This window comes from Nocardioides sp. 1609, from assembly GCF_004522105.1.
Taxonomy (GTDB): domain Bacteria; phylum Actinomycetota; class Actinomycetes; order Propionibacteriales; family Nocardioidaceae; genus Nocardioides.
The window spans coordinates 615,102-640,208 of the sequence record NZ_SPUJ01000004.1; the positions used below are offsets into that span (position 1 = coordinate 615,102).

The following is a 25,107-nucleotide window of genomic DNA, read 5'->3' on the forward strand; positions in this document are numbered from 1 at the left end:
TCGCCCTCGTCATGACCACAGAGAACAGGAAGAGAACATGCCTCCGAAGAAGAAGAAGATCTCCGCGCTCGTCAAGGTGCAGCTCCAGGCCGGCGCCGCGACGCCCGCCCCGCCCGTCGGTACCGCCCTCGGCCCGCACGGCGTCAACATCATGGAGTTCTGCAAGGCCTACAACGCCCAGACCGAGTCCATGCGCGGCAACGTCATCCCCGTCGAGATCACCATCTACGAGGACCGGTCGTTCACCTTCATCACGAAGACGCCTCCGGCCGCCGAGCTGATCAAGAAGGCCGCCGGGCTGCAGAAGGGCTCCGGCGTCCCGCACAAGGAGAAGGTCGGCAAGCTGACCAAGGACCAGGTGCGCGAGATCGCGACGACCAAGCTCCCCGACCTGAACGCCAACGACATCGACGCCGCGATGAAGATCGTGGAGGGCACCGCCCGGTCGATGGGCGTCACCACCGAGTAACACCCCGTGGCAGGGCCGCTGCTGGCCCATCTGACGACCACAACCTTCTGAGTCATCACCAGAGAGAAGACATCACCATGCAGCGCAGCAAGACCTACCGCGCGGCGGCGGACACGTTCGACAAGGACGAGCTCCACGCCCCGCTGGCCGCGATCAAGATCGCCAAGACCACCTCGAAGAAGAAGTTCGACGAGACCGTCGACGTCGTCATGCGACTCGGCGTCGACCCCCGCAAGGCCGACCAGATGGTGCGCGGCACCGTCAACCTGCCCCACGGCACCGGCAAGACCGCCCGCGTCCTGGTGTTCGCCAACGGCGACAAGGCCGAGGCCGCCCGCGAGGCCGGCGCCGACATCGTCGGCAGCGACGAGCTGATCGACAAGGTCAGCGGTGGCTGGCTCGAGTTCGACGCCGTCGTCGCGACCCCCGACATGATGGGCAAGGTCGGCCGCCTCGGCCGCGTGCTCGGCCCCCGCGGCCTGATGCCGAACCCGAAGACCGGCACCGTGACGCCCGACCCGGCCAAGGCCGTGACGGACATCAAGGGCGGCAAGATCGAGTTCCGCGTCGACCGCCACGCCAACCTGCACTTCATCATCGGCAAGGCGTCGTTCAGCGAGGCCGCGCTGGCCGAGAACTACGCCGCCGCCCTCGAGGAGGTGCTGCGGCTCAAGCCGGCCAGCTCCAAGGGCCGCTACCTGCGCAAGGTCACCGTCTCCACGACGATGGGCCCCGGCATCCAGGTCGACCCGAACCGCACCCGCAACGTCACCGGCGAGGACGACGAGGCCTGAGCCTGCGTCACCCCCGCCCACCGGCCCGTCCAGCCCTGCTGGACGGGCCGGTGTCGTTGCGAGCGCCCGCCGCCTCCCCGGGCCCGCCACGACCCCACGGTCACACCGGGCGGCCGGAGTCTGAGCTGGGGGGCCGGGGTATCGGCCGTCAAGTTCAGATTTCCCCGGTCGGCCGGGGAAATCCCGGCCGAGCCGGCCTCCGGAGCCGGGAATCCGGAGCAACGCAGGCAACGCCGTCCCGTTGGCCCCGTCCGTCCCACCGGGCGGCGGAAACCTGAACTGGGGGGCCGGGGTATCGGGCGACAAGTTCAGACTTCCCCGGTCGGCCGGGGAAATCCCGGCCGGGCCGGCCTCCGGAGCCGGGAATCCGGAGCAACGCAGGCAACGCCGTCCCGTTGGTCCCGCCCGTCCCACCGGGCGGCGGAAACCTGAACTGGGGGGCCGGGGTATCGGGCGACAAGTTCAGACTTCCCCGGTCGACCGGGGAAACCCCGGCCAGGCCGGCCCACAGATTTGGCCCACCGCCGCGCCACCCGTACAGTTCCACTCGAAACCAGAGACCGCCGGTTGTCAGGCTGTGCATGCAGTCCGACCGAAGGTGCCGCAGGGATGCGGACGGCCCGCGCAGGATTCAGAGTCCGGCTCCACACGGAGCCTCACGCCCTGAGCCCTGCGCTCGGGGCGTTCGTCGTTCCCAGGTGTTGCCGGGGGTGGTCTCCCAGTCCGGAAGGAGACCCATGGCGCGGGCAGACAGGAACGCCGCCGTCGCGGAGATCGTTGAGTCCTTCAACGCCTCCGACGGTGCCGTGCTGACCGAGTACCGCGGTCTCACCGTCAAGGAGCTGCAGAACCTTCGCCGCTCCCTCGGTGAGAACGCCAGCTACGCCGTGGTCAAGAACACGCTGGCCAAGATCGCCGCCAACCAGGTGGGCATCTCCGGCTTCGACGACCTGCTGACCGGCCCGACCGCTATCGCCTTCATCAACGGCGACGTGGTCGAGGCGGCCAAGGGTCTGCGTGACTTTGCCAAGGCCAACCCCGCCCTTGTCATCAAGGGCGGAGTCCTGGACGGCAACATCCTCGACGCGAAGGAGATCGCCAAGCTGGCCGATCTCGAGTCGCGCGAGGTGCTCCTGGGCAAGATGGCGGGCGCCATGCTCGCCTCGCTGTCCCAGGCCGTCTACCTCCTCAACGCGCCGATCGCCCAGGCCGCCCGTCTCGCGGGTGCGCTGCAGGCCAAGGCCGAGGAGGACCCCTCGATCCTCGCAGGTGGTGCGGGCACGCCCGCCGCCGCCGAGGAGGTCCCGGCCGAGGAGGCCGCTGCCGAGGAGACCCCCGCGGAGGAGGCGTCCGACGACGCTCCCGCCGCGGAGGCGACCGACGCCGCTGCTCCCGACGCCGAGGCCACCGACGCCTGATCCCAGGCGTACCCACCACCTGAAACCCGGTCCCGACCCGCGTCTGCGGCGGGGCCACCGAATGGAAGGAACGCCACCATGGCGAAGCTCAGCACCGACGAGCTCCTTGACGCCTTCAAGGAGATGACCCTCATCGAGCTCTCCGAGTTCGTGAAGCAGTTCGAGGAGACCTTCGGCGTCACCGCCGCCGCTCCCGTCGCCGTGGCCGCCGCGCCCGGCGCCGCTGCCCCGGCCGAGGCCGAGGCTGCTCAGGACGAGTTCGACGTCGTCCTCGAGGCTGCCGGCGAGAAGAAGATCAACGTCATCAAGGAGGTGCGCGCCCTCACCTCGCTCGGCCTGAAGGAGGCCAAGGAGCTGGTCGAGGCCGCCCCCAAGGCTGTCCTGGAGAAGGTCGACAAGGCTGCGGCCGACAAGGCCAAGGAGGCCCTCGAGGGCGCCGGCGCCACCGTCACCCTCAAGTGACCTGGGCGGGCTGGTGAGCGGGACGAGGTCCTGAGCACCACCTGCCGACCGCGAGGCGGTCACCCCCGATCGGGGGTGACCGCCTCGTTGTTTTCCCCACCCCGCGAGTGCGACGTGACGTCACGCACATTCCCGCGTAACCTCGCCGCGTCGGCGCCGTTGTTACCGGTGAGTGTCCCCGGGTAGCAGCCCCGTGGCCGCCCGGTCCGAGGAGGGGAGGAGCACGCATGGGTGTCGAGATCAAGATCGAGAACCTCACGAAGTCGTTCGGCAAGCAGATGATCTGGGGCGATGTGTCCCTGACCGTCCCGGCCGGCGAGATCAGCGTGATGCTCGGCCCGTCGGGCACGGGCAAGTCGGTCCTGCTCAAGACGATCATCGGCCTCCTCAAGCCCGACAGCGGCGCCGTCATCATCGAGGGCACCGACCTCGCCTCCTGCCGCGAGAAGGAGCTCTACGAGATCCGCAAGCTCTTCGGCGTCCTGTTCCAGGACGGGGCCATGTTCGGCTCGATGAACCTCTACGACAACGTCGCCTTCCCGTTGCGCGAGCACACGAGGAAGTCGGAGTCCGAGGTCCGTGAGGTCGTCATGGAGAAGATGGACCTGGTCGGCCTGCTCGGGGCCGAGGACAAGCTGCCCGGCGAGATCTCCGGCGGCATGCGCAAGCGCGCCGGGCTGGCCCGGGCCCTGGTGCTCGACCCGGAGATCGTGCTCTTCGACGAGCCCGACTCCGGCCTCGACCCGGTGCGCACGGCGTTCCTCAACCAGCTGATCATCGACCTCAACGCCCAGATCGACGCGACGTTCCTCATCGTCACCCACGACATCAACACCGCGCGCACGGTGCCCGACAACATCGGCCTGCTCTACCACCGCCACCTGGCGATGTTCGGGCCGCGCGAGATGCTCCTCAGCTCCGAGGAGCCGGTGGTGCGCCAGTTCCTCAACGCCCAGCGGGTCGGCCCGATCGGCATGTCCGAGGAGAAGGACGCCGACGAGCTGGCCGCGGAGTCCGGCCAGGAGCTCCCGCCGCTGCCGCCCATCCCGCCGCAGCTCGAGCCGTCGAACGGCATCCCGCGCCGCAGCCAGCGCGAGCCCGGTGCCTGGTGCCGCGAGAACGGCGTCAAGCCCCCGCCGGGATCGTTCGAGGACGACATGACGATGGCGACCGGGGCCTGACGCACGTGTCCTCCCTGACGTCCTCGCGCGTCCTCGCGCCCCTCGGGGCCGCCGGGGGCCTGTTCGCGTTCGCGCTCGACGTCCTGCGCGGGCTCTTCCGGAGGCCGTTCCAGCTGCGGGAGTTCCTGCAGCAGGCCTGGTTCATCGCCTCGGTGACCATCATCCCCACCGCGCTCGTCGCGATCCCGTTCGGCGCCGTCATCGCGCTGCAGGTCGGCGGCCTCATCAAGCAGTTCGGCGCCCAGTCGTTCACGGGCTCGGCCTCGGTCCTCGCCGTGATCCAGCAGGCCGCGCCGATCGGGACCGCGCTGCTGATCGCCGGCGCCGGTGGCTCCGCGATCGCCGCGGACCTCGGCGCCCGCAAGATCCGCGAGGAGCTCGACGCCATGATGGTGCTCGGGATCGACCCGATCCAGCGGCTCGTCGTGCCGCGGGTGCTCGCCTGCATCCTCGTCGCGGTGTTCCTCAACGGACTGGTCAGCGTGGTCGGTGTCTCCGGCGGCTACGTCTTCAACGTGATCCTCCAGGACGGCACGCCCGGCGCCTACATCGCCAGCTTCACCGCTCTCGCGCAGCTGCCCGACCTGTACGTCGGCCTGCTCAAGGCAGCGGTCTTCGGCCTCCTCGCCGCGATCGTCGCCTCCTACAAGGGGATGAACGCCGGCGGCGGCCCCAAGGGTGTCGGCGACGCCGTCAACGAGTCGGTCGTCATCACCTTCCTGCTGCTCTTCGTCGTCAACTTCGTGATGAGCACCATCTACCTCCAGCTCGTCCCACCGAAGGCCGGGTGACGGGCCCGGTGCCGAACCTGAAGGCGGTCTACCAGAAGCCGGTCAGCGCCCTCGACGACCTCGGGGGCCAGCTCGGCTTCTACCTGCGGGCGCTCGGAGCCGTGCCGAGGACGATCGCGCGCTACCCCAAGGAGATCATGCGGATCCTGGCCGAGGTCACCCTCGGCTCGGGCTCGCTCGCGGTCATCGGCGGCACCGTCGGGGTCATCCTCGGGATGACGTTCTTCACCGGCGCCCAGGTCGGCCTGTCCGGGTACGCCGCGCTCAACCAGCTCGGCACCGCCGCGTTCTCGGGCTTCGTCTCGGCCTACTTCAACACCCGCGAGATCGCCCCGCTGGTCTCCGGCATCGCGCTCGCCGCGACCGTCGGCTGCGGCTTCACCGCCCAGCTGGGCGCGATGCGGATCTCGGAGGAGGTCGACGCGCTCGAGGTGATGGCGATCCCCTCGATGCCGTTCCTCGTCACGACCCGCATCATCGGCGGCCTGATCGCGATCATCCCGCTCTACGTCGTCGGGCTGCTCTCGTCGTACGTCGCGAGCCGGCTGGTGGTGACGAAGTTCTACGGGCAGAGCACGGGCACCTACGACCACTACTTCAACCAGTTCCTCCCACCGGGAGACGTGCTCTGGTCGTTCGGGAAGGTGCTGGTCTTCGCCGTCGTGGTCATCCTGATCCACTGCTACTACGGCTACAACGCCTCCGGCGGTCCCGCCGGCGTGGGGGTCGCGGTGGGCCGGGCGGTGCGCTCGAGCATCGTCGCGGTCAACGTGATCGACCTGTTCCTCTCCATGGCGATCTGGGGCACCACCACCACGGTCAGGCTGGCGGGTTGAGATGACCTCCGTGCTCTCCCGTCCCCGCGTGCTCGGCATCGTCTTCCTGACGCTGCTGCTGGCGAGCGTCTACCTGACCTTCGCGATCTTCACCAAGAAGTTCGTCCAGTACGACGAGGTGCAGCTCCAGACCTCCTCGATCGGGCTCCAGCTGCCCAAGCGCGCCGACATCAAGCTGCGTGGCGTCCTGGTCGGCGAGGTGCTCGACTACGAGGCCGACGCCGACGGCGCCTCGGTGACCCTCGGGATCTACCCCGACAAGATCGACATGATCCCGGCGAACGTCACCGGCTCGATCGTCCCCAAGACGCTGTTCGGCGAGAAGTACGTCTCGCTCGTCATCCCCGACCGGGCCGACGGCGTCCTCGCCGAGGGCGACACGATCACCAGGACCGTGGTGTCCACCGAGGTCGAGGCGGTGCTCAACGACCTGCTGCCGCTGCTCGAGACGGTGCAGCCCGCCGAGATCAACAAGACCCTGACCGCCCTGGCGACCGCCCTCGAGGGGCGCGGCGAGCAGATCGGCGAGAGCGTCGAGGTCCTCGACGGCTACCTGCAGCGGCTCAACCCGCGCATCCCGGAGCTGGTCGAGGACCTGCGGCTGACCTCCGACGTCGCCGCCATCTACACCGAGATCCTGCCCGAGGTCGCCGAGACCCTCGACAACGCCGTGGTCACCACGAGCACCCTCGAGGACCGCGAGAAGAAGCTCAACGACCTCTTCGTCGACGTCGCCGGCTTCTCCGACAGCGCCCGCACGTTCCTGGCCGACAACGAGGAGAACATCGTCCGCTTCGGCGAGCTCGGGGTGGCCCAGCTGCGGCTCCTGGCCCGCTACTCGACCGAGTTCCCGTGCCTGACCGGCGGCATCGTCCGGGCCGGGGCGGGGCAGGCCGAGGCGTTCCGCAACTTCAAGCTGCACATCGTGCTCGAGACGCTGCCGCGGCAGCCGCGCAAGTACGACGTCGACGACCGGCCCCGCGTCTCGGTGAGCGGCGGCCCGACCTGCCTCAACCTGCCCGACCCCCCGTGGGACCAGGCCAACCCGGTCAAGCGGATCCCCGACTTCGACGACGGTGTCGACCGCCCCACCGGCAAGGGCACCACCCGCGTCGGGACGCCGTACCTCCTGCGGGACGGGACGGGGTTCCAGGGCAGCGTCGGTGAGTACGACCTCTACCGCGACCTCCTCGCGCCCGGCCTCGGCGTCACCGCCGACGAGGTCGGCGACCTCGGGCCGCTGCTGATGAGCCCGATGGCCCGGGGTGCGGAGGTGTCGGTGCAGTGAGGATCCTCGACGCCAAGACGCTCTCGGCCACGGTCAAGCTCGCCATCTTCATGCTCGTCACGATCATGGCGACCGGCCTGCTGGTCATCGTCATCGGCAACATCAGCTTCCAGGGCTCGCGCGACTACAAGGCGGTCTTCGAGGACGTCACCGGGGTGGTCGAGGGCGACGACGTCCGGATCGCCGGGGTGAGGGTCGGCACCGTCAAGGACATCCAGGTCGTCGACGGCACCAAGGGCGGCCCCGACAAGATGGCCGAGGTCAGCTTCACCGTCGAGAAGGGCACCGAGCTGACCGAGTCGACGTTCGCCGCGATCCGGTTCCGCAACCTCGTCGGGCAGCGCTACCTCTCGCTGAGCCAGGGGATCGGCGAGGACGGCGTCCTCGACGCGGGCGCCACCATCCCCGCCTCGCGCACCGACGAGGCCCTCGACCTCACCCAGCTCTTCAACGGCTTCAAGCCGCTGTTTCAGGCCCTCTCGCCCGACGACGTCAACAAGCTGTCGTTCGAGGTCATCCAGGTCTTCCAGGGCGAGGGCGGGACGCTCGAGGGACTGCTCCAGAGCACCGCCTCGGTCACCTCGACGCTCGCCGACCGGGACGCCGTCATCGGTCAGCTGCTCGAGAACCTCGACTACGTCCTGGACCACATCGCCGACCGGGACACCCAGCTCTCGGCGTTGATCGAGAACTTCCGGACCCTCGTCGCCGGCCTCAAGAGCGACCGCCGGGCGATCCTGGACTCCTTCGAGGGCATCACGCAGCTCACCACCGCCACCGCCGACCTCGTCCAGGGGGTGCGCCCGCCGTTCGTCGAGGACATCAAGGAGCTGCGCCGGCTCACGAAGAACATCGACGACAACAAGGCCGAGCTCGACCGGGCGCTCCAGGTGCTGCCGATCAAGCTCGAGAAGATCGGCCGGACCGCCATCTACGGCTCGTGGTTCAACTTCTACCTCTGCGACTTCAAGGGCCGCGTCCGGCTGCCCGGCCTCGACCTGCCGCCGGTCAACGTCCAGCTCGGCGCCGAGAGGTGTGACCTGGGATGAACCACCCCACCCGCCCCGCCCCGCTGCTCCCGCGACCCATCGATCGGGGACCCCGGTGAAGCCCTTCCGTGACCGCAACCCCGTCGTCGTCGGCGCCGCCGGCATCATGGTGATCGTGCTGCTGCTCCTGGCGGCGTTCCGTGCGCAGGACCTCCCGCTCATCGGCGGCGGCGACACCTACCACGCCCTGTTCGAGGACGCCGGCGGGCTCAAGGCCAACGACGAGGTCCGCCTGGCCGGCGTCCGGGTCGGCAAGGTCGAGGAGATCGGGCTCGACGGCGGCAAGGTCAAGGTGACCTTCCGCGTCGACACCGACGCCCAGTTCGGCGCCGAGACCGGCGCCTCGATCCAGGTGAAGACCCTGCTGGGCTCGATGTACCTCTCGCTCGAGCCCGCCGGCGACGACCAGCTGGAGGCCGACTCGGTGATCCCCGCCGAGCGCACCAGCGAGCCGTTCTCGGTCACCGAGGCCTTCGAGGGGCTGGCCGACACCATCGGGGACGGCGAGACCGACCCGGGCATCGACACCGACCAGCTGGCCGAGTCCCTCTCGGTGCTCGCCGACCTGACCCGCAACACCCCGGAGGAGTTCCGCGGGGCCCTCGACGGGCTGTCCCGGCTGTCCTCCAACCTCGCCGACCGCGACGACGAGCTGAACTCGCTGCTGCAGAACCTGAAGCGGGTCTCGACCGTGCTCGACGACCGCGACGAGGACATCGTCTCGCTCATGGAGGACGCCGACACCTTGTTCGAGGCGCTCCTGCAGCGCCGCCAGCAGCTGCACGACCTGCTCGTCGGCACCCGGACCCTCTCGACCGAGCTGACCCGGCTGGTGCGGCAGAGCCGGTCCGACCTCGCGCCGGCGCTCCAGCAGCTCGACAGCGTCGTCGACGTCATCACCAAGAACGAGGACAACCTCGACAACAGCCTGCGGCTGATGGCGCCCTTCTACCGCGTCTTCGCCAACACCCTGGGCACCGGCCCGTGGTTCGACACCTACATCCAGAACCTGCCCCCGATCCCCAACATCCCGAACGGAGGGCTGGGCGGATGAGTGACGGAGCCCTGAGCCTGCGACGCGCCGTCGTCCCGCTCGTCCTGCTGATGCTCGTGGCCGCGGCCGGCCTGACGCTGTTCCAGGACGGTGAGCAGGACAAGACGGTGACCGCCTGGTTCCCGCGCACCGTCTCGCTCTACGAGGGCAGCGACGTCCGGGTCCTGGGTGTGCCGGTCGGGGAGGTCGAGTCGATCACCCCGGAGGGCACCCGGGTGAAGGTCGTGATGACCTACGACCCCGAGGTGCGGCTACCGCGGGACGCGAAGGCCGTCATCGTCTCCCCGGCGATCGTCGGCGACCGCTACGTCCAGCTCACGCCGGCCTACACCGAGGGCGCCGAGATGGCCGACGGCGCCGAGCTGGAGACGCTCAGCCAGGTGCCGCTGGAGCTCGACGAGATCTACTCCAGCCTCGACCGGCTCACCGTCGCCCTCGGGCCGAACGGCGCGAACGCCGACGGCGCGCTCACCGACCTGCTCCAGGTCACCGCCGACAACTTCGGCGGCCAGGGCGAGCAGTTCAACCAGACCATCGAGGACGTCGGCCGGCTCAGCGAGACGCTCGACGACAACAAGGAGGAGCTCTTCGGCGCCGCCGCCGAGCTGCAGAAGTTCATTACCACCCTGGCCGACAACGACCAGACGGTGCGCGACTTCAACGACTCCCTCGGCCGGGTGTCCACGCTGCTCGCCGGGGAGCGCAAGGAGCTCGCCGGCTCCCTCGAGAACCTCGGGATTGCCCTCGACCAGGTCTCCGGCTTCGTCCGGGAGAACCGGGAGATCCTCAGCGAGAACATCACCGGCCTCAACCGCGTCGCCAAGGTCCTGGTCAAGCAGCGCAAGGCCCTCGACGAGACCCTGCGGGTCGCCCCGCTGGCCCTCAACAACCTGCAGCTGACCTACAACCCCGACACCGGCACCCTCGACACGAACGCCAACATCTCCAACCTCGTCAACGAGATCACCTCCGACCCGGCCGCCGTGCTGTGCGCGCTGGTGAGCGCCAACGACGAGAACGGCGACGTGTGCGACCTCATCCAGACGCTCCCGCTCCCGCGGGCCGCGACCTTCGGGCCCGGCACCGGATCGCTGTACGAGAACCCGTCGGACCCGACGCTCGGCGGCTTCGTGCCGACCGGCGCGACCGCCGGAGCCACCACCACCACGACCACGACCTCGGGAGGCGAGAGGTGAACCGCCTCGTGCGCACCCTGGTCGCGCTGGTCCTGGGCAGCGTCGTGCTGTCCGGCTGCGACTTCGACGTCTACGAGCTGCCGCTCCCGGGCGGCACCGACGTGGGCGAGGACCCCCTCACGGTCACCGTCGAGTTCGAGGACGTGCTCGACCTCGTGCCGCAGTCGAACGTGCGGGTCAACGACGTCGCCGTCGGGCGGGTGACGTCGGTGGAGCTGGAGGGCTACCACGCCGAGGTGACCCTGCTGCTCCGCAACGACACCGAGCTGCCCGCGGACGCCGTCGCCTCGATCCGTCAGACCAGCCTGCTCGGCGAGAAGTTCGTGTCGCTGGCCGCCCCCGCCGGTGGTGGCCGGGGCCGGCTCGCCGACGGCGCGGTCATCCCGCTCGAGCGCAGCGGCCGCAACCCCGAGGTGGAGGAGGTGCTCGGGGCACTCAGCCTGGTCCTCAACGGCGGCGGCATCGACAAGCTGCGCACGATCTCCACCGAGGTCAACGACGCCCTCGAGGGCCGGGAGGGCTCCTTCCGCTCGGTCCTCACGCAGGTGGCCGACCTGATGGCCCAGCTGGACGAGAACAAGACCGACATCGTCGATGCGATCAGGTCGCTCAACGAGCTCTCCATCGAGGTGCGCCGGCAGCAGCCGAGCATCGACAACGCCCTCGACGAGCTGCCGAGCGCGCTGCTCTCGATCGACCGGCAGCGGGGCGACCTGGTGCGGATGCTCACCTCGCTCGAGCGGCTCGGCGACGTCGGCGTGCGTGTCATCAACCGGTCCAAGGACGACACCGTCACCGCGCTGCGGCTGCTCGACCCCGTGCTCGAGCAGCTCGCGAACTCCGGCGACGACCTCGTCAACTCGTTCAACGCGATCCTCACCTACCCCTTCGTCGACGAGGTCGTCGGCCGTGACCCGCAGGTCGCCCGCAACCTGCACATGGGCGACTACGTGAACCTGTCGGTCCAGCTCGACCTCGACCTCACCGACCTGCCCGACGTCCCGGGCATCCCCTGCGACCCGCTGAGCTCGGTCCCCGACGACCTGCCCCTGGTGCAGATCGACCTCGACGGGCTGTGCCAGGCCGCCCAGGACGCGATCGCGGAGTGCCTCAACGCCCCGTCGCTGCGCGAGTGCCGCGACCTGCCCGCCGGCGTCATCCAGGCGGTGTGCGCCAACGTGCAGCTCCCCGTCCTGTGCGGGGTCCTCGGCGGCGTCACCGGCGGCGGCGGCACCCCGGGTGTGCCCGGCGTTCCCGGGCTGCCGCCGCTGCCGGAGGTGCCCGACCTCGGCGACATCCTCGACGGGCTGCTCGACCCCCGCCCGGCGCCCGGCGGCTCCGACACCACCCGCCGGACCACGCTCGGCGAGCTGGCGGAGTACTACGACCCGGCCCTCGTGACCCTGCTGACCCCTGGGATGGTGACGCGATGATCACCCGTCGCACCAAGGCCCAGCTGGTGGTCTTCGTGATCATCACGCTGGTCGGCGTCACCTACGTCGGCGCGCGCTACGCCCGTCTCGACAAGGTGGTGCGTGACGACGCCTACGCCGTGACCGCCCACTTCTCCGAGGCCGGCGGCATCTTCGCCGGCGCCGAGGTCACCTACCGCGGCGTGGGCGTCGGCACCGTCGACCGGCTCGAGCTGACCGAGGAGGGGGTCGACGTCGTCCTCGAGATCGACGACGAGCACGACGACATCCCCGCCGACGCCATCGCCCTGGTCGGCAACCGGTCCGCGGTCGGGGAGCAGTACGTCGAGCTCCAGCCCAAGGTGGACCCGGCTGACGGCGTCGCCGTCCTCGAGGAGGGCGCCGAGATCGCCAACGCCGACACCCGGACGCCGATCGCCACCGAGACCCTGCTGGCCGACCTCGCGACCACGGTCGGCTCCGTCGACCGCGACGCGCTCCGCACCACCGTGACCGAGCTCGGCGACGCCTTCGAGGACTCCGGGCCCGACCTGCAGAAGATCATCGACACCGGCACGTCGTTCATCGACGCCGCCAACGAGAACTTCGACATCACCACCCGGCTGATCGAGGACAGCAACACCGTGCTGTCGACCCAGGTGTTCTCGGAGAGCTCGCTGCGCACCTTCGCCAAGCAGCTGGCCCTCTTCAGCGGCACCCTGGCCGACGCCGATCCCGACCTGCGCCGGGTCATCGACGAGGGGTCGTTCGCGGCCAACCAGCTGCGCGGGCTGATCGAGGACAACCGCGTCGAGCTCGGCGACCTCCTCAACAACCTGGTCACGACCGGCAACGTCGTGGTGCAGCACCTCGACGGCATCGAGCAGGTGCTGGTGCTCTACCCCTACATCGTCGAGGGCGGCGTCACCGTCGCCTCGAAGGACCCGGTCACCGGGCTGTACGACGCACACTTCGGCCTGGTCATCACCGACGCGGTGCCCTGCACGGCCGGCTACGAGGGTACCGACAAGCGCAGCCCGCAGGACCGCTTCGAGGACCCGCCGATGAACGAGGACGCCCGCTGCACCGAGCCGGCGTCGGTCACCAACGCGCGCGGTGCCCAGAACCTGCCACCGCGTGCGGCGACCGGGTACGACGCCCCCACCGTGGCCTCCTACGACCCGGAGACCGGCGCGGTCACCTGGACCGGCGACGGTGCCGGCCCGCTCCCGACCACCGGTAGCGTGGCTCCGCCGTCCCTCGGAAGGGAGTCGTGGAAGTGGTTGTACCTCGAGCCCATGACCGGGCCGTGACGGCGCGGCGACTGACGGTCCTGGCGGTCGTGCTCGCGGTGGTCGCCGCCGCCGGCATCGGCGTCCTGGCCTTCCGCTTCTCCGCCGACACCGAGGGCGACCTCGGCGACCGGGTCCGGCAGCTCTTCGCCGGCCAGGAGCCGGCGGCCGAGCAGGCCGCCGCCACCGACGACGCCAGGACGCGAGAGCTGGTGATGAGCCGGGCCAACCAGTTCGTGCTCCGCACCAACACCTACGGCCCCTCCGACCTCGACGAGCAGAACGCCCTGCCCGGCTACGCCGACGGCGTCCGCGAGCTGGTGACGGCCAAGCTGGAGGTCAGCTTCGAGGAGAACCTGACCCTGGCCGAGCAGTCGGTCGCGGAGGCCGGGTACGCCCGCACGGTGCAGCTCTACGCGACCGGCCTGGAGTCGCTCGAGGGCGACCGAGCCTCGGTGCTGGTGACGGGGGCGGTGTCCGGTTCCTACCCCGACCCGGAGCAGGACGGTCGGATCGAGGACGAGCCGCTCCAGTTCCGCTACCAGGTGACCCTCATCGAGACCGAGGGGGAGTGGCTGGTCGACAGCTTCACGCCGGTCGTGGGCCTCGAGGACGAGGCGCAGCCGACGACGCCGTCGTCGCCCGCCGAGGAGACCGAGCCGCCCGACGGGTCGACCGGCAAGAACCCGACCGGTGGCAAGGGAGGGCGAGGATGACCCCGAGCTGGTACGACGTCCTCGGCATCGAGCCGGACGCCACCGACGAGCAGGTCCGGGCGGCGTGGAAGGCCTCGATCGCCGACCTCGACCCCTCCGACCGACGCTTCCGCCAGCGCAACCGGGCGGCCGAGGTGCTCCTCGACCCGGTCCGCCGCGCCGCGCACGACGCCGACCTCGCCGACGACGAGGACGAGGACGAGGACGAGGCCGGGGACGAGGTCACGGTCGTCGTCGTGGACGACGTCCCGGTCGCGGGCCCCGCCACCGACGTCCCGGCCCCCGACCCGACTGCCGACCCGACCGACGACCAGACCGACGCCCCGACCGACGCCCCGACCGACGACCCGACCGACGACCCGACCGACGACCCGACCGACGACCCGACCGACGACCCGACCGGGTCCGGTGACGGGGCCCGGGACGGCGGGCCGGCGCTGCTGGTGGTGGCCGCCCTCGGCGTCCTCGCGCTGCTCGTCGTGGTGGCGACCGTGTGGTCCTTCGTCGGGGGAGCGGGGGAGCCGGCCCGTGCCGACTCCTCGAGCTCGGCCGACGGCGACCTGCCCGACGCCCGCGAGGTCGCGGCCGCCCGCGCCGCCGCCGAGACCGCGATCGTGCCGATGCTCTCCTACGACTACCGGTCGATCGAGGCGACCCAGCAGGCGGCGCTGCCCTACCTGACCCCCGCCTACGCCGAGGAGTACACGAAGCTCTTCGAGGGTGTCATCGAGCCGAACGCGACCTCCACCCGGACGATCGTCACCACCCAGGTGCTGTCGTCGGGCATCGTGCGCACCGGCGTCGACCGGGTCGACGTGCTGCTCTTCATCGACCGGCCCACGCGCAACGCCACGCGCGACGACGTGTCGCGCGACCAGGTCACCATGCAGATGGTCGACGTCGGCGGCGACTGGCTCGTCGACTGCCTGATCACCGCGCCGGGTGGCACCTGCGAGACCGACGACGCGCCCTGACCGGGTCCCCTCCCGCGACCCGCCCGAGCGGCGCAGTTCGGCGCAGGTGCTTGACCCGGCGCCGTCCGCGGGTCATAGTCGGTGCACGCTCGTCGACACGGCGCATGCCGGCATTGTGGCGCGCCCTCCGATCGTGTATCGTGGCGCTTTGCGCCTGCCCTCAAATACGCATCTGCCTGCCCGGTGGCGATGTTGTGGTGGTCCGGCGCTCTCCACCGCGTCTGACGTCGAAGGATCTCTCTTGGCCGCGCGCAGCACCTCTGCCACCCGCTCCACCAGCACCGCCCACCCGAACACCGGCAATCCTCGCCGCATCTCGTTCGCGAAGATCGATGAGCCGCTCGAGGTTCCGAAGCTTCTCTCCCTGCAGACCGACGCCTTCGACTGGCTCGTCGGCAACGCGAACTGGGACGCCGTCGTCGAGCGTCGTCTCGCCGCCGGCGAGGACACCTCGCGCAAGTCCGGCCTGACCGAGATCTTCGAGGAGATCTCCCCGATCGAGGACTTCTCCGAGACGATGTCGCTCTCGTTCGAGAACCCCGTCTTCTACGACCCCAAGTACTCCGTCGACGAGTGCAAGGAGAAGGACTTCACCTACTCCGCCCCGCTCTACGTCTCCGCCGAGTTCACCAACAACGACACCGGCGAGATCAAGGGCCAGACGGTCTTCATGGGCGACTTCCCCCTGATGACCCCCAAGGGCACCTTCGTCATCAACGGCACCGAGCGCGTCGTCGTCTCGCAGCTCGTCCGCAGCCCGGGCGTCTACTTCGAGCGCACCGCCGACAAGACGTCCGACAAGGACATCTACACCGCGCGCCTGATCCCCTCGCGCGGCGCCTGGCTCGAGTTCGAGATCGACAAGCGCGACCTGGTCGGCGTCCGCCTCGACCGCAAGCGCAAGCAGAACATCACCGTGCTGCTCAAGGCCCTCCAGGCCGTCGCCGAGGACACCGGCGAGGAGTACGACTACGAGGCCGTGATGGCCGACCTGCGCCAGTACGAGTCGATCCAGCTCACCGAGGAGAAGGACCATACCCAGGGTCCCGACGACGCGCTGCTCGACATCTACCGCAAGCTGCGCCCGGGCGAGCCGCCCACGCGTGAGGCCGCGCTGACGCTGTTGAAGAACTACTACTTCAACCCCAAGCGCTACGACCTCGCGAAGGTCGGCCGCTACAAGATCAACAAGAAGCTCGGCCTGGTCGAGGCCTTCGACAAGCAGACGCTGACGATCTCCGACGTCGTCAACGCCATCAAGTACATCGTGCTGCTGCACGACGGTGCGGACCAGACCGAGGCGCCGGGCGGCACCATCGAGGTCGGTCCCGACGACATCGACCACTTCGGCAACCGCCGCATGCGCACGGTGGGCGAGCTGATCCAGAATCAGCTCCGCACCGGCCTGGCCCGCATGGAGCGCGTGGTCCGCGAGCGGATGACGACCCAGGACGTCGAAGCGATCACGCCGCAGTCGCTGATCAACATCCGCCCGGTCGTGGCGGCGCTGAAGGAGTTCTTCGGCACCTCGCAGCTCTCGCAGTTCATGGACCAGACCAACCCGATCGCCGGGCTGACGCACAAGCGTCGCCTCTCGGCGCTGGGTCCCGGCGGTCTGTCCCGTGACCGCGCCGGCATGGAGGTCCGCGACGTCCACCCGTCGCACTACGGCCGCATGTGCCCGATCGAGACCCCGGAGGGCCCCAACATCGGCCTGATCGGGTCGCTGGCCTCCTACGGCCGGATCAACCCGTTCGGCTTCGTCGAGACGCCCTACCGCAAGGTCACCGACGGTCAGGTCACCGACCAGATCGACTACCTGACCGCCGACGACGAGGATCGCCAGATCATCGCCCAGGCCAACCAGATCCTCGACTCCGACGGCCGGTTCGTCGAGGAGCGGGTGCTGGTCCGCCAGCGCGACGGCGAGGTCTCCGAGATCCTGGCCGCCGAGGTCGACTACATGGACGTCTCGCCGCGCCAGATGGTGTCGGTCGCGACCGCCCTGATCCCGTTCCTCGAGCACGACGACGCCAACCGCGCGCTCATGGGTGCCAACATGCAGCGCCAGGCCGTGCCGCTCATCACGAGCGACTCGCCCCTGGTCGGCACCGGCATCGAGTACCGCGCCGCCGTCGACGCCGGGGACGTGGTCGTCGCCGACCACGCCGGTGTGGTCAAGGAGGTCTCCGCCGACCTCGTCGAGACGATGAACGACGACGGCACCTACACCACCTACAAGCTGGCGAAGTTCCGTCGCTCCAACCAGGGCACCTGCATCAACCAGCGCCCGCTGGTCGCCGAGGGCGACCGGGTCGAGGTCGGCTCGCCGATCGCCGACGGTCCGTGCACCGACAACGCCGAGATGGCGCTGGGCACGAACCTCCTGGTCGCGTTCATGCCGTGGCAGGGCCACAACTACGAGGACGCGATCATCCTGTCCCAGCGCCTGGTGCAGGAGGACGTCCTCACCTCGATCCACATCGAGGAGCACGAGGTCGACGCCCGCGACACCAAGCTGGGCCCGGAGGAGATCACCCGCGACATCCCCAACGTCTCCGAGGAGATGCTGGCCGACCTCGACGAGCGCGGCATCATCCGCATCGGCGCCGAGGTCACCACGGGCGACATCCTGGTCGGCAAGGTCACGCCCAAGGGCGAGACCGAGCTCACCCCCGAGGAGCGGCTGCTCCGCGCGATCTTCGGTGAGAAGGCGCGCGAGGTGCGCGACACCTCGATGAAGGTCCCGCACGGCGAGTCCGGCACCGTCATCGGCGTCCGGGTCTTCGACCGCGAGGACGGCGACGAGCTGCCGCCCGGCGTCAACCAGCTGGTCCGCGTCTACGTCGCCCAGAAGCGCAAGATCTCGGTGGGCGACAAGCTCGCCGGTCGCCACGGCAACAAGGGCGTCATCGCGAAGATCCTGCCGATCGAGGACATGCCGTTCATGGAGGACGGCACCCCGGTCGACGTCGTGCTCAACCCGCTGGGTGTCCCGCGCCGGATGAACATCGGCCAGATCCTCGAGCTCCACCTCGGCTGGCTCGCCAAGCAGGGCTGGGACCTCGACCTGAGCGACCAGACCGGCGACGCCGACTGGAAGCAGCGGCTGATCTCGATCCACGCCGACAAGGCCGCCGCCGGCACCAAGGTCGCGACCCCGGTCTTCGACGGCGCCCGCGAGGACGAGATCATCGGCCTGCTCGGCTCGACGATCCCCAACCGCGACGGCGTCCGGATGATCGACGGCACCGGCAAGGCCGACCTGTTCGACGGCCGCTCCGGTGAGCCGTTCGCGGACCCGGTCTCGGTGGGCTACATGTACATCCTGAAGCTCCACCACCTCGTCGACGACAAGATCCACGCGCGCTCGACCGGCCCCTACTCGATGATCACGCAGCAGCCCCTGGGCGGCAAGGCCCAGTTCGGCGGCCAGCGGTTCGGCGAGATGGAGGTCTGGGCGATGGAGGCCTACGGCGCCGCCTACGCCCTGCAGGAGCTGCTCACGATCAAGTCCGACGACGTGCCCGGTCGCGTCAAGGTCTACGAGGCGATCGTCAAGGGCGAGAACATCCCCGACTCGGGCATCCCGGAGTCGTTCAAGGTGCTCGTCAAGGAGATGCAGTCGCTGTGCCTGAACGTCGAGGTGCTCAGCCAGGACGGTTCGCAGATCGAGCTCCGTGACGCGGAGGAGGACGTCTTCCGCGCCGCCGAGGAGCTCGGCATCGACCTGTCGCGCCGCGAGCCCAGCTCGGTCGAAGAGGTGTGAGCCGCCGGCGCCCCCGCCTCGGGGGCGCCGGCCTCCGCCCCCTGTACCACTATTCGTTTTAAATCCTACGAAGGGTTGCAGCCATCGTGCTCGACGTGAACTTCTTCGACCAGCTCAAGATCGGCCTGGCCACCGCGGACGACATCCGTACGTGGAGCCACGGCGAGGTCAAGAAGCCGGAGACGATCAACTACCGCACGCTCAAGCCGGAGCGTGACGGTCTTTTCTGCGAGAAGATCTTCGGTCCCACCCGGGACTGGGAGTGCTACTGCGGCAAGTACAAGCGCGTGCGCTTCAAGGGCATCATCTGCGAGCGCTGCGGCGTCGAGGTGACCCGTTCCAAGGTCCGGCGCGAGCGGATGGGCCACATCGAGCTCGCCGCTCCCGTGACCCACATCTGGTACTTCAAGGGCGTGCCGTCGCGGCTGGGCTACCTGCTCGACCTCGCCCCGAAGGACCTCGAGAAGGTCATCTACTTCGCGGCCTACATGATCACCTCGGTCGACGCCGACGCGCGTCACCGTGACCTCACCTCCCTCGAGGGCAAGGTCCAGCAGCAGCGCGAGATGCTCGAGAAGCGTCGCGACGGCTCGCTCGAGGACCGCACCAAGAAGCTCGAGGAGGACCTCGCCGCCCTCGAGGCCGAGGGTGCCAAGGCCGACCAGCGCCGCAAGGTGCGCGACGGCGCCGAGCGCGAGATGAAGCAGCTGCGCGACCGCGCGCAGCGCGAGCTCGACCGCCTCGACGAGGTCTGGAACACCTTCAAGTCGCTCAAGGTCCAGGACCTCATGGGTGACGAGCTGCTCTACCGCGAGATGAAGAACTGGTTCGGCAAGTACTTCGAGGGTCACATGGGCGCGATGGCGATCCAGCGTCGCCTCCAGGACTTCGACATCGAGGCCGAGGTCGAGTCGCTGCGCGAGACCATCGCGACCGGCAAGGGCCAGAAGAAGGTCCGCGCCCTCAAGCGCCTCAAGGTCGTCGACGCGTTCCGCAAGACCGGCAACGAGCCGCGCGGCATGGTCCTGGACGCCGTCCCGGTCATCCCGCCGGACCTGCGCCCGATGGTGCAGCTCGACGGTGGCCGGTTCGCGACGTCCGACCTGAACGACCTGTACCGGCGCGTCATCAACCGCAACAACCGCCTCAAGCGGCTGCTCGACCTCGGCGCGCCCGAGATCATCGTCAACAACGAGAAGCGGATGCTCCAGGAGGCCGTCGACTCGCTGTTCGACAACGGTCGCCGCGGTCGTCCGGTCACCGGACCGGGCAACCGGCCGCTCAAGTCGCTGTCCGACATGCTCAAGGGCAAGCAGGGTCGGTTCCGTCAGAACCTGCTCGGCAAGCGCGTCGACTACTCGGGTCGTTCGGTCATCGTCTCCGGCCCGCAGCTCAAGCTGCACCAGTGCGGCCTGCCGAAGAACATGGCGATCGAGCTGTTCAAGCCGTTCGTGATGAAGCGGCTCGTCGACCTCTCCCACGCGCAGAACATCAAGTCCGCCAAGCGGATGGTCGAGCGCGCCGTGCGTCCCGAGGTCTGGGACGTGCTCGAGGAGGTCATCACCGAGCACCCGGTGCTGCTGAACCGTGCGCCCACGCTGCACCGTCTCGGCATCCAGGCCTTCGAGCCCCAGCTGATCGAGGGCAAGGCCATCCAGATCCACCCGCTCGTCTGCACGGCGTTCAACGCCGACTTCGACGGCGACCAGATGGCGGTGCACCTGCCGCTGTCGGCCGAGGCCCAGGCCGAGGCCCGGATCCTGATGCTCTCGACCAACAACATCCTGAAGCCGTCCGACGGCCGGCCGGTCACCATGCCGACCCAGGACATGATCATCGGGCTGTTCTTCATGACCTCCGACCGCCCCGGCGGCGGCGGCGAGGGACGTGCGTTCTCCTCGGTCGCCGAGGCGATCATGGCCTACGACAAGCACGAGATCGCGCTGCAGAGCGTCGTCAAGATCCGTCTCGACGACGTCGTCCCGCCGATGGAGCACCCCGCCTTCACCGGCGAGGTCGCCACGGTCACCCTCGAGACCACGCTGGGCCGGGCGCTCTTCAACGAGACCCTGCCGGCCGACTACCCCTTCGTGAACTACGAGGTGGGCAAGAAGGCCCTCGGCGCGATCGTCAACGACCTCGCCGAGCGCTACACCAAGGTCGAGGTCGCCGCCTCGCTCGACGCCCTCAAGGAGTCCGGCTTCTACTGGGCCACCCACTCCGGCGTCACCGTCTCGATCGACGACGTGGTCACCCCCGACAACAAGATCGAGATCCTGTCGGAGTTCGAGGTCAAGGCCGCGAAGATCCAGAAGCAGTTCGAGCGCGGTCTGGTCACCGACGAGGAGCGCCGCCAGGAGCTCATCGAGATCTGGACCGAGGCCTCCAACATGGTCGGCAAGGCCATGGAGGTGAACTTCGAGGAGAACAACCGGACCAACCCGATCTTCGTGATGGTCAACTCCGGCGCCTCCGGCAACATGAACCAGATCCGCCAGGTCGCGGCCATGCGTGGTCTGGTGGCCAACCCGAAGGGCGAGATCATCCCGCGCCCGATCAAGTCGAACTTCCGCGAGGGCCTGACCGTCCTCGAGTACTTCATCGCCACGCACGGTGCCCGCAAGGGTCTCGCCGACACGGCGCTGCGGACGGCCGACTCGGGTTACCTCACGCGTCGTCTGGTCGACGTGTCGCAGGACGTCATCATTCGTGAGGACGACTGCGGCACCGAGCGCGGTCTGCCCAAGGTGATCGGCGTCCTCGGCGAGGACGGCGTGGTCCGCAAGGACGACAACGCCGAGACCGCGGCGTACGCCCGGTCCGCGGCCACCGAGGTCACCCACCCCAAGACCGGCGACGTGCTGGTCGAGGCGGGCGGCGACCTGGGCGACGTGAAGATCGGCGAGCTGATCGCGGCCGGGATCCCGACCGTCAAGGTCCGCTCGGTCCTCACCTGCGACGCCAAGACCGGCACCTGCGCGAAGTGCTACGGCCGCTCGCTGGCCACCGGCAAGCTCGTCGACATCGGCGAGGCGGTCGGCATCATCGCCGCCCAGTCGATCGGTGAGCCCGGCACGCAGCTGACCATGCGTACCTTCCACACCGGTGGTTCGGCCTCGGCCGACGACATCACGCAGGGCCTGCCCCGCGTCGTCGAGCTGTTCGAGGCCCGCGTCCCGAAGGGCCTCTCGCCCATCTCGGAGGCGGCCGGCCGTGTGGAGATCGACGAGACCGACAAGGCTCGCAAGATCCTGGTCACCCCGGACGACGGCTCCGAGGTCCAGGAGTACCCGGTCTCGAAGCGGTCGCGCCTGCTGGTCGCCGACGGCGAGCACATCGAGGTCGGCCAGAAGCTGATCGTCGGCACCGAGTCGCCCCAGGACGTCCTCCGGATCCTCGGTGTCCGCAAGGCGCAGGAGCACCTGGTCGACGAGGTGCAGCGCGTGTACCGCTCGCAGGGTGTGTCGATCCACGACAAGCACATCGAGATCATCGTCCGGCAGATGCTGCGCCGGGTGACGGTCATCGAGTCGGGCGAGACGAACCTGCTCCCCTCCGACCTGGTCGACCGGGCCCGGTTCGAGGAGGAGAACCGTCGGGTCGTCTCCGAGGGCGGCAAGCCGGCCTCGGGTCGTCCGGTGCTCATGGGCATCACCAAGGCCTCCCTGGCGACCGAGTCGTGGCTCTCGGCGGCCTCCTTCCAGGAGACCACCCGGGTGCTCACCGACGCGGCGATCCACGGTCGCTCCGACAGCCTGCGCGGCCTGAAGGAGAACGTGATCATCGGCAAGCTGATCCCGGCCGGCACCGGCCTGGAGCGGTACCGCAACATCCGGGTCGAGCCGACCGAGGAGGCCCGCGCCGCGGCGTACTCCGTGACCGGCTACGACAGCTACGACTACGAGTTCGGTGGCACCGGCTCGGGTCAGGCCGTCGCCCTGGACGACTTCGACTTCGGGTCGTACCAGAACTGACGCACGCAGGGCCCGCCCCGTCCCGAGACCATGTCTCGGTGGCGGGGCGGGCCCTGCTGCGTCCGGTCGGCGCAGCCGGGTCGGACGATGTTCAGCCACTTCTCAGGGGCCGTCGGCAACTCGGGTCGCGGCCGACCCGTCCCACTCCTGACGGCCCCGCACGGGGCCGACGGAGGAGAAGGACCATGAAGAAGCTCAGCCTCACCCTGGTGGCCGCAGTGCTGGCCGCGGGAGCGACGTTGTCGGCCGTCCCGGCCGGGGCCGCGCAGGCGACGTCACCGCACGCGGCGCGGGCCGCCCAGTGCACCGACGCCGACCTGAGCGCGACGTACCACGGACGCGGCGCCGGCGCGGGTCACCGCTACGGCGTCATCCGGCTCACCAACACCTCGGACGACGCCTGCCGCACGGGCGGCTACGGCGGCCTGTCCTACGTCGGGGGAGGTGACGGCACCCAGGTGGGGGCCGCCGCCGACCGCGACCCCGGACGGACCCGCTCCTTCGTCCTGGAGCCGGGCCGGAGCGCGGTCAGCCGCGTGGACGCCGTCGTCGCGGAGAACTACCCGCGGCGCGAGTGCCGGCCGACGGCGGTGGACGGCTTCCGCGTCTACGTGCCGAACGCGACCAGGTCGCAGTTCGTCGCGCACCGCACCACCGGCTGCGCCAGCGGCACCGTCCACCTGCTCGGACACCGGCCGTACCGCCGTGCCTGAGTGCGTCGGGCGTGCCGGGGCGTGCCGGGCGCGGCTCAGCGCAGTGCGGCGAGGACCAGGCGCGGCGTCGGGCGCGGGTGCGCGACGCCGGCGATGACGGCGACCGGCACGAGCTCGTGACCCCCGGGGTTGGTGGTGCGCACGAACGCCGCCGCCTCGGGGTCCTCGCGGATGTTCACCCAGGTGATCCGGTCGTTGTGCTGGCGCAGGGCGCTCCGCAGCCTGGCGCAGAGCGGGCAGCCGGGACGCCAGTAGATCGTCACCCCGCCGTCGAGCGTGGCCCGCGCGTGCGTGGTGGACGACGTACGACGCAGGACCGGCATGCGCCCAGCCTAGGCCGGTGACCGGCCCGACGGGTGCCGAGTCGGCGTGGGCGCTCAGTGCTCACGCCCACTCGGCCCGTCTCGACTTCACCCCCACGCCGACTCGGCGATCCGTGGGGGTGCCTGAGAGAATCGGGGGGTGAGCGCGCACCCCACCGAGACCGACGTCCTCGTGGTCGGCGCGGGGCCTGCCGGGTCCGCCGCCGCGGCCTGGGCCGGCCGGTCCGGCCTCGACGTGGTGCTGGCCGACGCGGCGGTGTTCCCCCGCGACAAGACCTGCGGCGACGGGCTGACCCCGCGCGCCGTCCACGAGCTCGCCCGCCTCGGGCTCGAGGACTGGCTGCGGGCCCACGCGGTGAACCAGGGGCTGCGCGCGCACGGGTTCGGCCAGACGCTGCACCTGCCGTGGCCCGGCGGGACGCTGCCGGCCTGGGGGAGCGCGGTGGCGCGCACCGAGCTCGACGACCACCTCCGCACGACGGCGCTCAAGAGCGGCGCGACCGGCCTCGACGGCGCCCGTGCCGTCGACGTACGACGTGAGGGCGACCGGGTCGCGGCCGTGGTCTTCAAGCAGGGCGACGACACCTTCGAGATCGCCTGTCGCCGCCTGGTGGTGGCCGACGGCGTCCGCTCGCCGCTGGGCAAGGTGCTCGGGCGGGCCTGGCACCGCGAGACCGTGTACGGCGTCGCCGGCCGGTCCTACGTCGCCTCCGACCGGGCCGACGACCCGTGGATCAGCAGCCACCTCGAGCTGCGCGGCCAGGACGGCAAGATCCTGTCGGGCTACGGCTGGATCTTCCCGCTCGGCAACGGCGAGGTGAACCTCGGCGTCGGCACCCTCGCGACCGCCAAGCGACCCACCGACATCGCGGTCAAGCCGCTCATGGACTTCTACGCCTCCGAGCGCCGCGAGGAGTTCGCGCTCACCGGCGACCTGCGGGCCAAGACCTCGGCGCTGCTGCCGATGGGAGGTGCGGTCAGCAACGTCGCGGGCCGCAACTGGGCCCTGGTCGGCGACGCCGCCGGGTGCGTGAACCCGCTCAACGGCGAGGGCATCGACTACGGCCTCGAGACCGGGCGCGTGCTCGTCGACGTGATGAACGACGGCGGCCCGGACGCCGACCTCTCCGCGACCTGGCCCGCCCTGCTCACCGAGCACTACGGCGAGGCGTTCTCGATCGCCCGCCGCCTCGCCGGGCTGGTCACCGTGCCGCGCCTGCTGCCGGCCCTCGGCCCGGTGGGCATGCGCTCCGACTGGATGATGACGCTCGCGCTGCGGTGGATGGGCAACCTGGTCACCGACGAGGACCGCGACCGCGCGGCGCGCGTGTGGCGCTGGGCCGGACGGCGTTCGCTCGCCGCCGACCACCGCCCGCCGTTCTCGTAGGCCGCTCCG

General features: G+C 69.9%; 20 protein-coding genes. 19 read left to right on the plus strand and 1 reads right to left on the minus strand.

Features of this window, described 5'->3' with window-relative positions; genetic code table 11:
- Positions 1-37 precede the first annotated feature (37 nt).
- The 18 genes from rplK to E4623_RS13410 all read left to right on the plus strand — a co-directional run bounded on the left by rplK (position 38) and on the right by E4623_RS13410 (position 23,388).
- Positions 38-469, plus strand: coding sequence for a 50S ribosomal protein L11 (rplK, locus tag E4623_RS13325; RefSeq protein WP_134766988.1), 432 nt, complete (start codon positions 38-40; stop codon positions 467-469).
- 77 nt (positions 470-546) lie between these two features.
- Complete coding sequence (rplA, locus tag E4623_RS13330) at positions 547-1,263, plus strand: 50S ribosomal protein L1 (protein ID WP_134766989.1); 717 nt, start codon at positions 547-549, stop codon at positions 1,261-1,263.
- 737 nt (positions 1,264-2,000) lie between these two features.
- Positions 2,001-2,681: a 50S ribosomal protein L10 gene (rplJ, locus tag E4623_RS13335; protein ID WP_134766990.1), complete on the plus strand. Its 681-nt coding sequence runs from the start codon at positions 2,001-2,003 to the stop codon at positions 2,679-2,681.
- Between the two features lie 78 nt (positions 2,682-2,759).
- Positions 2,760-3,143 (plus strand): 50S ribosomal protein L7/L12, encoded by a 384-nt coding sequence (gene rplL, locus E4623_RS13340; protein ID WP_134766991.1) that lies wholly within the window; start codon positions 2,760-2,762, stop codon positions 3,141-3,143.
- A 227-nt stretch (positions 3,144-3,370) separates the two neighbouring features.
- On the plus strand, positions 3,371-4,324 hold the full coding sequence (locus E4623_RS13345) for an ABC transporter ATP-binding protein (protein WP_134766992.1): 954 nt from the start codon (positions 3,371-3,373) through the stop codon (positions 4,322-4,324).
- Positions 4,325-4,329: 5 nt separating this feature from the next.
- Positions 4,330-5,115: an ABC transporter permease gene (locus E4623_RS13350; RefSeq protein WP_134766993.1), complete on the plus strand. Its 786-nt coding sequence runs from the start codon at positions 4,330-4,332 to the stop codon at positions 5,113-5,115.
- 8 nt (positions 5,116-5,123) lie between these two features.
- Positions 5,124-5,951: an ABC transporter permease gene (locus E4623_RS13355; protein WP_134766994.1), complete on the plus strand. Its 828-nt coding sequence runs from the start codon at positions 5,124-5,126 to the stop codon at positions 5,949-5,951.
- A gap of 1 nt (position 5,952) precedes the next feature.
- A complete protein-coding gene (locus E4623_RS13360) occupies positions 5,953-7,239 on the plus strand; it encodes an MCE family protein (RefSeq protein WP_134766995.1) in 1,287 nt (428 codons plus the stop codon).
- Complete coding sequence (locus E4623_RS13365; protein ID WP_209020661.1) at positions 7,236-8,288, plus strand: MlaD family protein; 1,053 nt, start codon at positions 7,236-7,238, stop codon at positions 8,286-8,288. The genes E4623_RS13360 and E4623_RS13365 overlap by 4 nt, the downstream gene beginning before the upstream one ends.
- 55 nt (positions 8,289-8,343) lie before the next feature.
- The gene (locus E4623_RS13370) at positions 8,344-9,342 is read left to right on the plus strand and encodes an MCE family protein (RefSeq protein WP_134766996.1); all 999 of its coding nucleotides are present in this window, start codon (positions 8,344-8,346) and stop codon (positions 9,340-9,342) included.
- Positions 9,339-10,538 carry an MCE family protein gene (locus E4623_RS13375; RefSeq protein WP_134766997.1) on the plus strand — a complete coding sequence of 400 codons (1,200 nt, stop codon included), beginning with the start codon at positions 9,339-9,341 and terminating at the stop codon, positions 10,536-10,538. Before E4623_RS13370 ends, E4623_RS13375 begins: the two co-directional genes overlap by 4 nt.
- Entirely contained in the window at positions 10,535-11,971 is a 1,437-nt protein-coding gene (locus E4623_RS13380; protein WP_167736612.1) for an MCE family protein, read from the plus strand. Before E4623_RS13375 ends, E4623_RS13380 begins: the two co-directional genes overlap by 4 nt.
- Complete coding sequence (locus E4623_RS13385) at positions 11,968-13,263, plus strand: MlaD family protein (protein WP_134766999.1); 1,296 nt, start codon at positions 11,968-11,970, stop codon at positions 13,261-13,263. The genes E4623_RS13380 and E4623_RS13385 overlap by 4 nt, the downstream gene beginning before the upstream one ends.
- Complete coding sequence (locus E4623_RS13390; protein WP_134767000.1) at positions 13,260-13,958, plus strand: hypothetical protein; 699 nt, start codon at positions 13,260-13,262, stop codon at positions 13,956-13,958. Before E4623_RS13385 ends, E4623_RS13390 begins: the two co-directional genes overlap by 4 nt.
- Entirely contained in the window at positions 13,955-14,932 is a 978-nt protein-coding gene (locus E4623_RS13395) for a hypothetical protein (protein ID WP_134767001.1), read from the plus strand. The genes E4623_RS13390 and E4623_RS13395 overlap by 4 nt, the downstream gene beginning before the upstream one ends.
- 241 nt (positions 14,933-15,173) lie before the next feature.
- A complete protein-coding gene (gene rpoB, locus E4623_RS13400) occupies positions 15,174-18,701 on the plus strand; it encodes a DNA-directed RNA polymerase subunit beta (RefSeq protein WP_134767002.1) in 3,528 nt (1,175 codons plus the stop codon).
- 86 nt (positions 18,702-18,787) lie between these two features.
- Positions 18,788-22,675, plus strand: a complete 3,888-nt coding sequence (locus E4623_RS13405) for a DNA-directed RNA polymerase subunit beta' (RefSeq protein ID WP_134767003.1) — start codon at positions 18,788-18,790, stop codon at positions 22,673-22,675.
- A gap of 185 nt (positions 22,676-22,860) precedes the next feature.
- Positions 22,861-23,388 (plus strand): DUF4232 domain-containing protein, encoded by a 528-nt coding sequence (locus E4623_RS13410; protein WP_134767004.1) that lies wholly within the window; start codon positions 22,861-22,863, stop codon positions 23,386-23,388.
- A 35-nt stretch (positions 23,389-23,423) separates the two neighbouring features.
- Here E4623_RS13410 and E4623_RS13415 read toward each other — a convergent pair whose 3' ends face one another.
- Complete coding sequence (locus tag E4623_RS13415; protein ID WP_134767005.1) at positions 23,424-23,711, minus strand: glutaredoxin domain-containing protein; 288 nt, start codon at positions 23,709-23,711, stop codon at positions 23,424-23,426.
- A gap of 139 nt (positions 23,712-23,850) precedes the next feature.
- Here E4623_RS13415 and E4623_RS13420 point away from each other — a divergent pair, with 139 nt between their 5' ends.
- The gene (locus E4623_RS13420; RefSeq protein ID WP_134767006.1) at positions 23,851-25,098 is read left to right on the plus strand and encodes a geranylgeranyl reductase family protein; all 1,248 of its coding nucleotides are present in this window, start codon (positions 23,851-23,853) and stop codon (positions 25,096-25,098) included.
- Positions 25,099-25,107 lie beyond the last annotated feature (9 nt).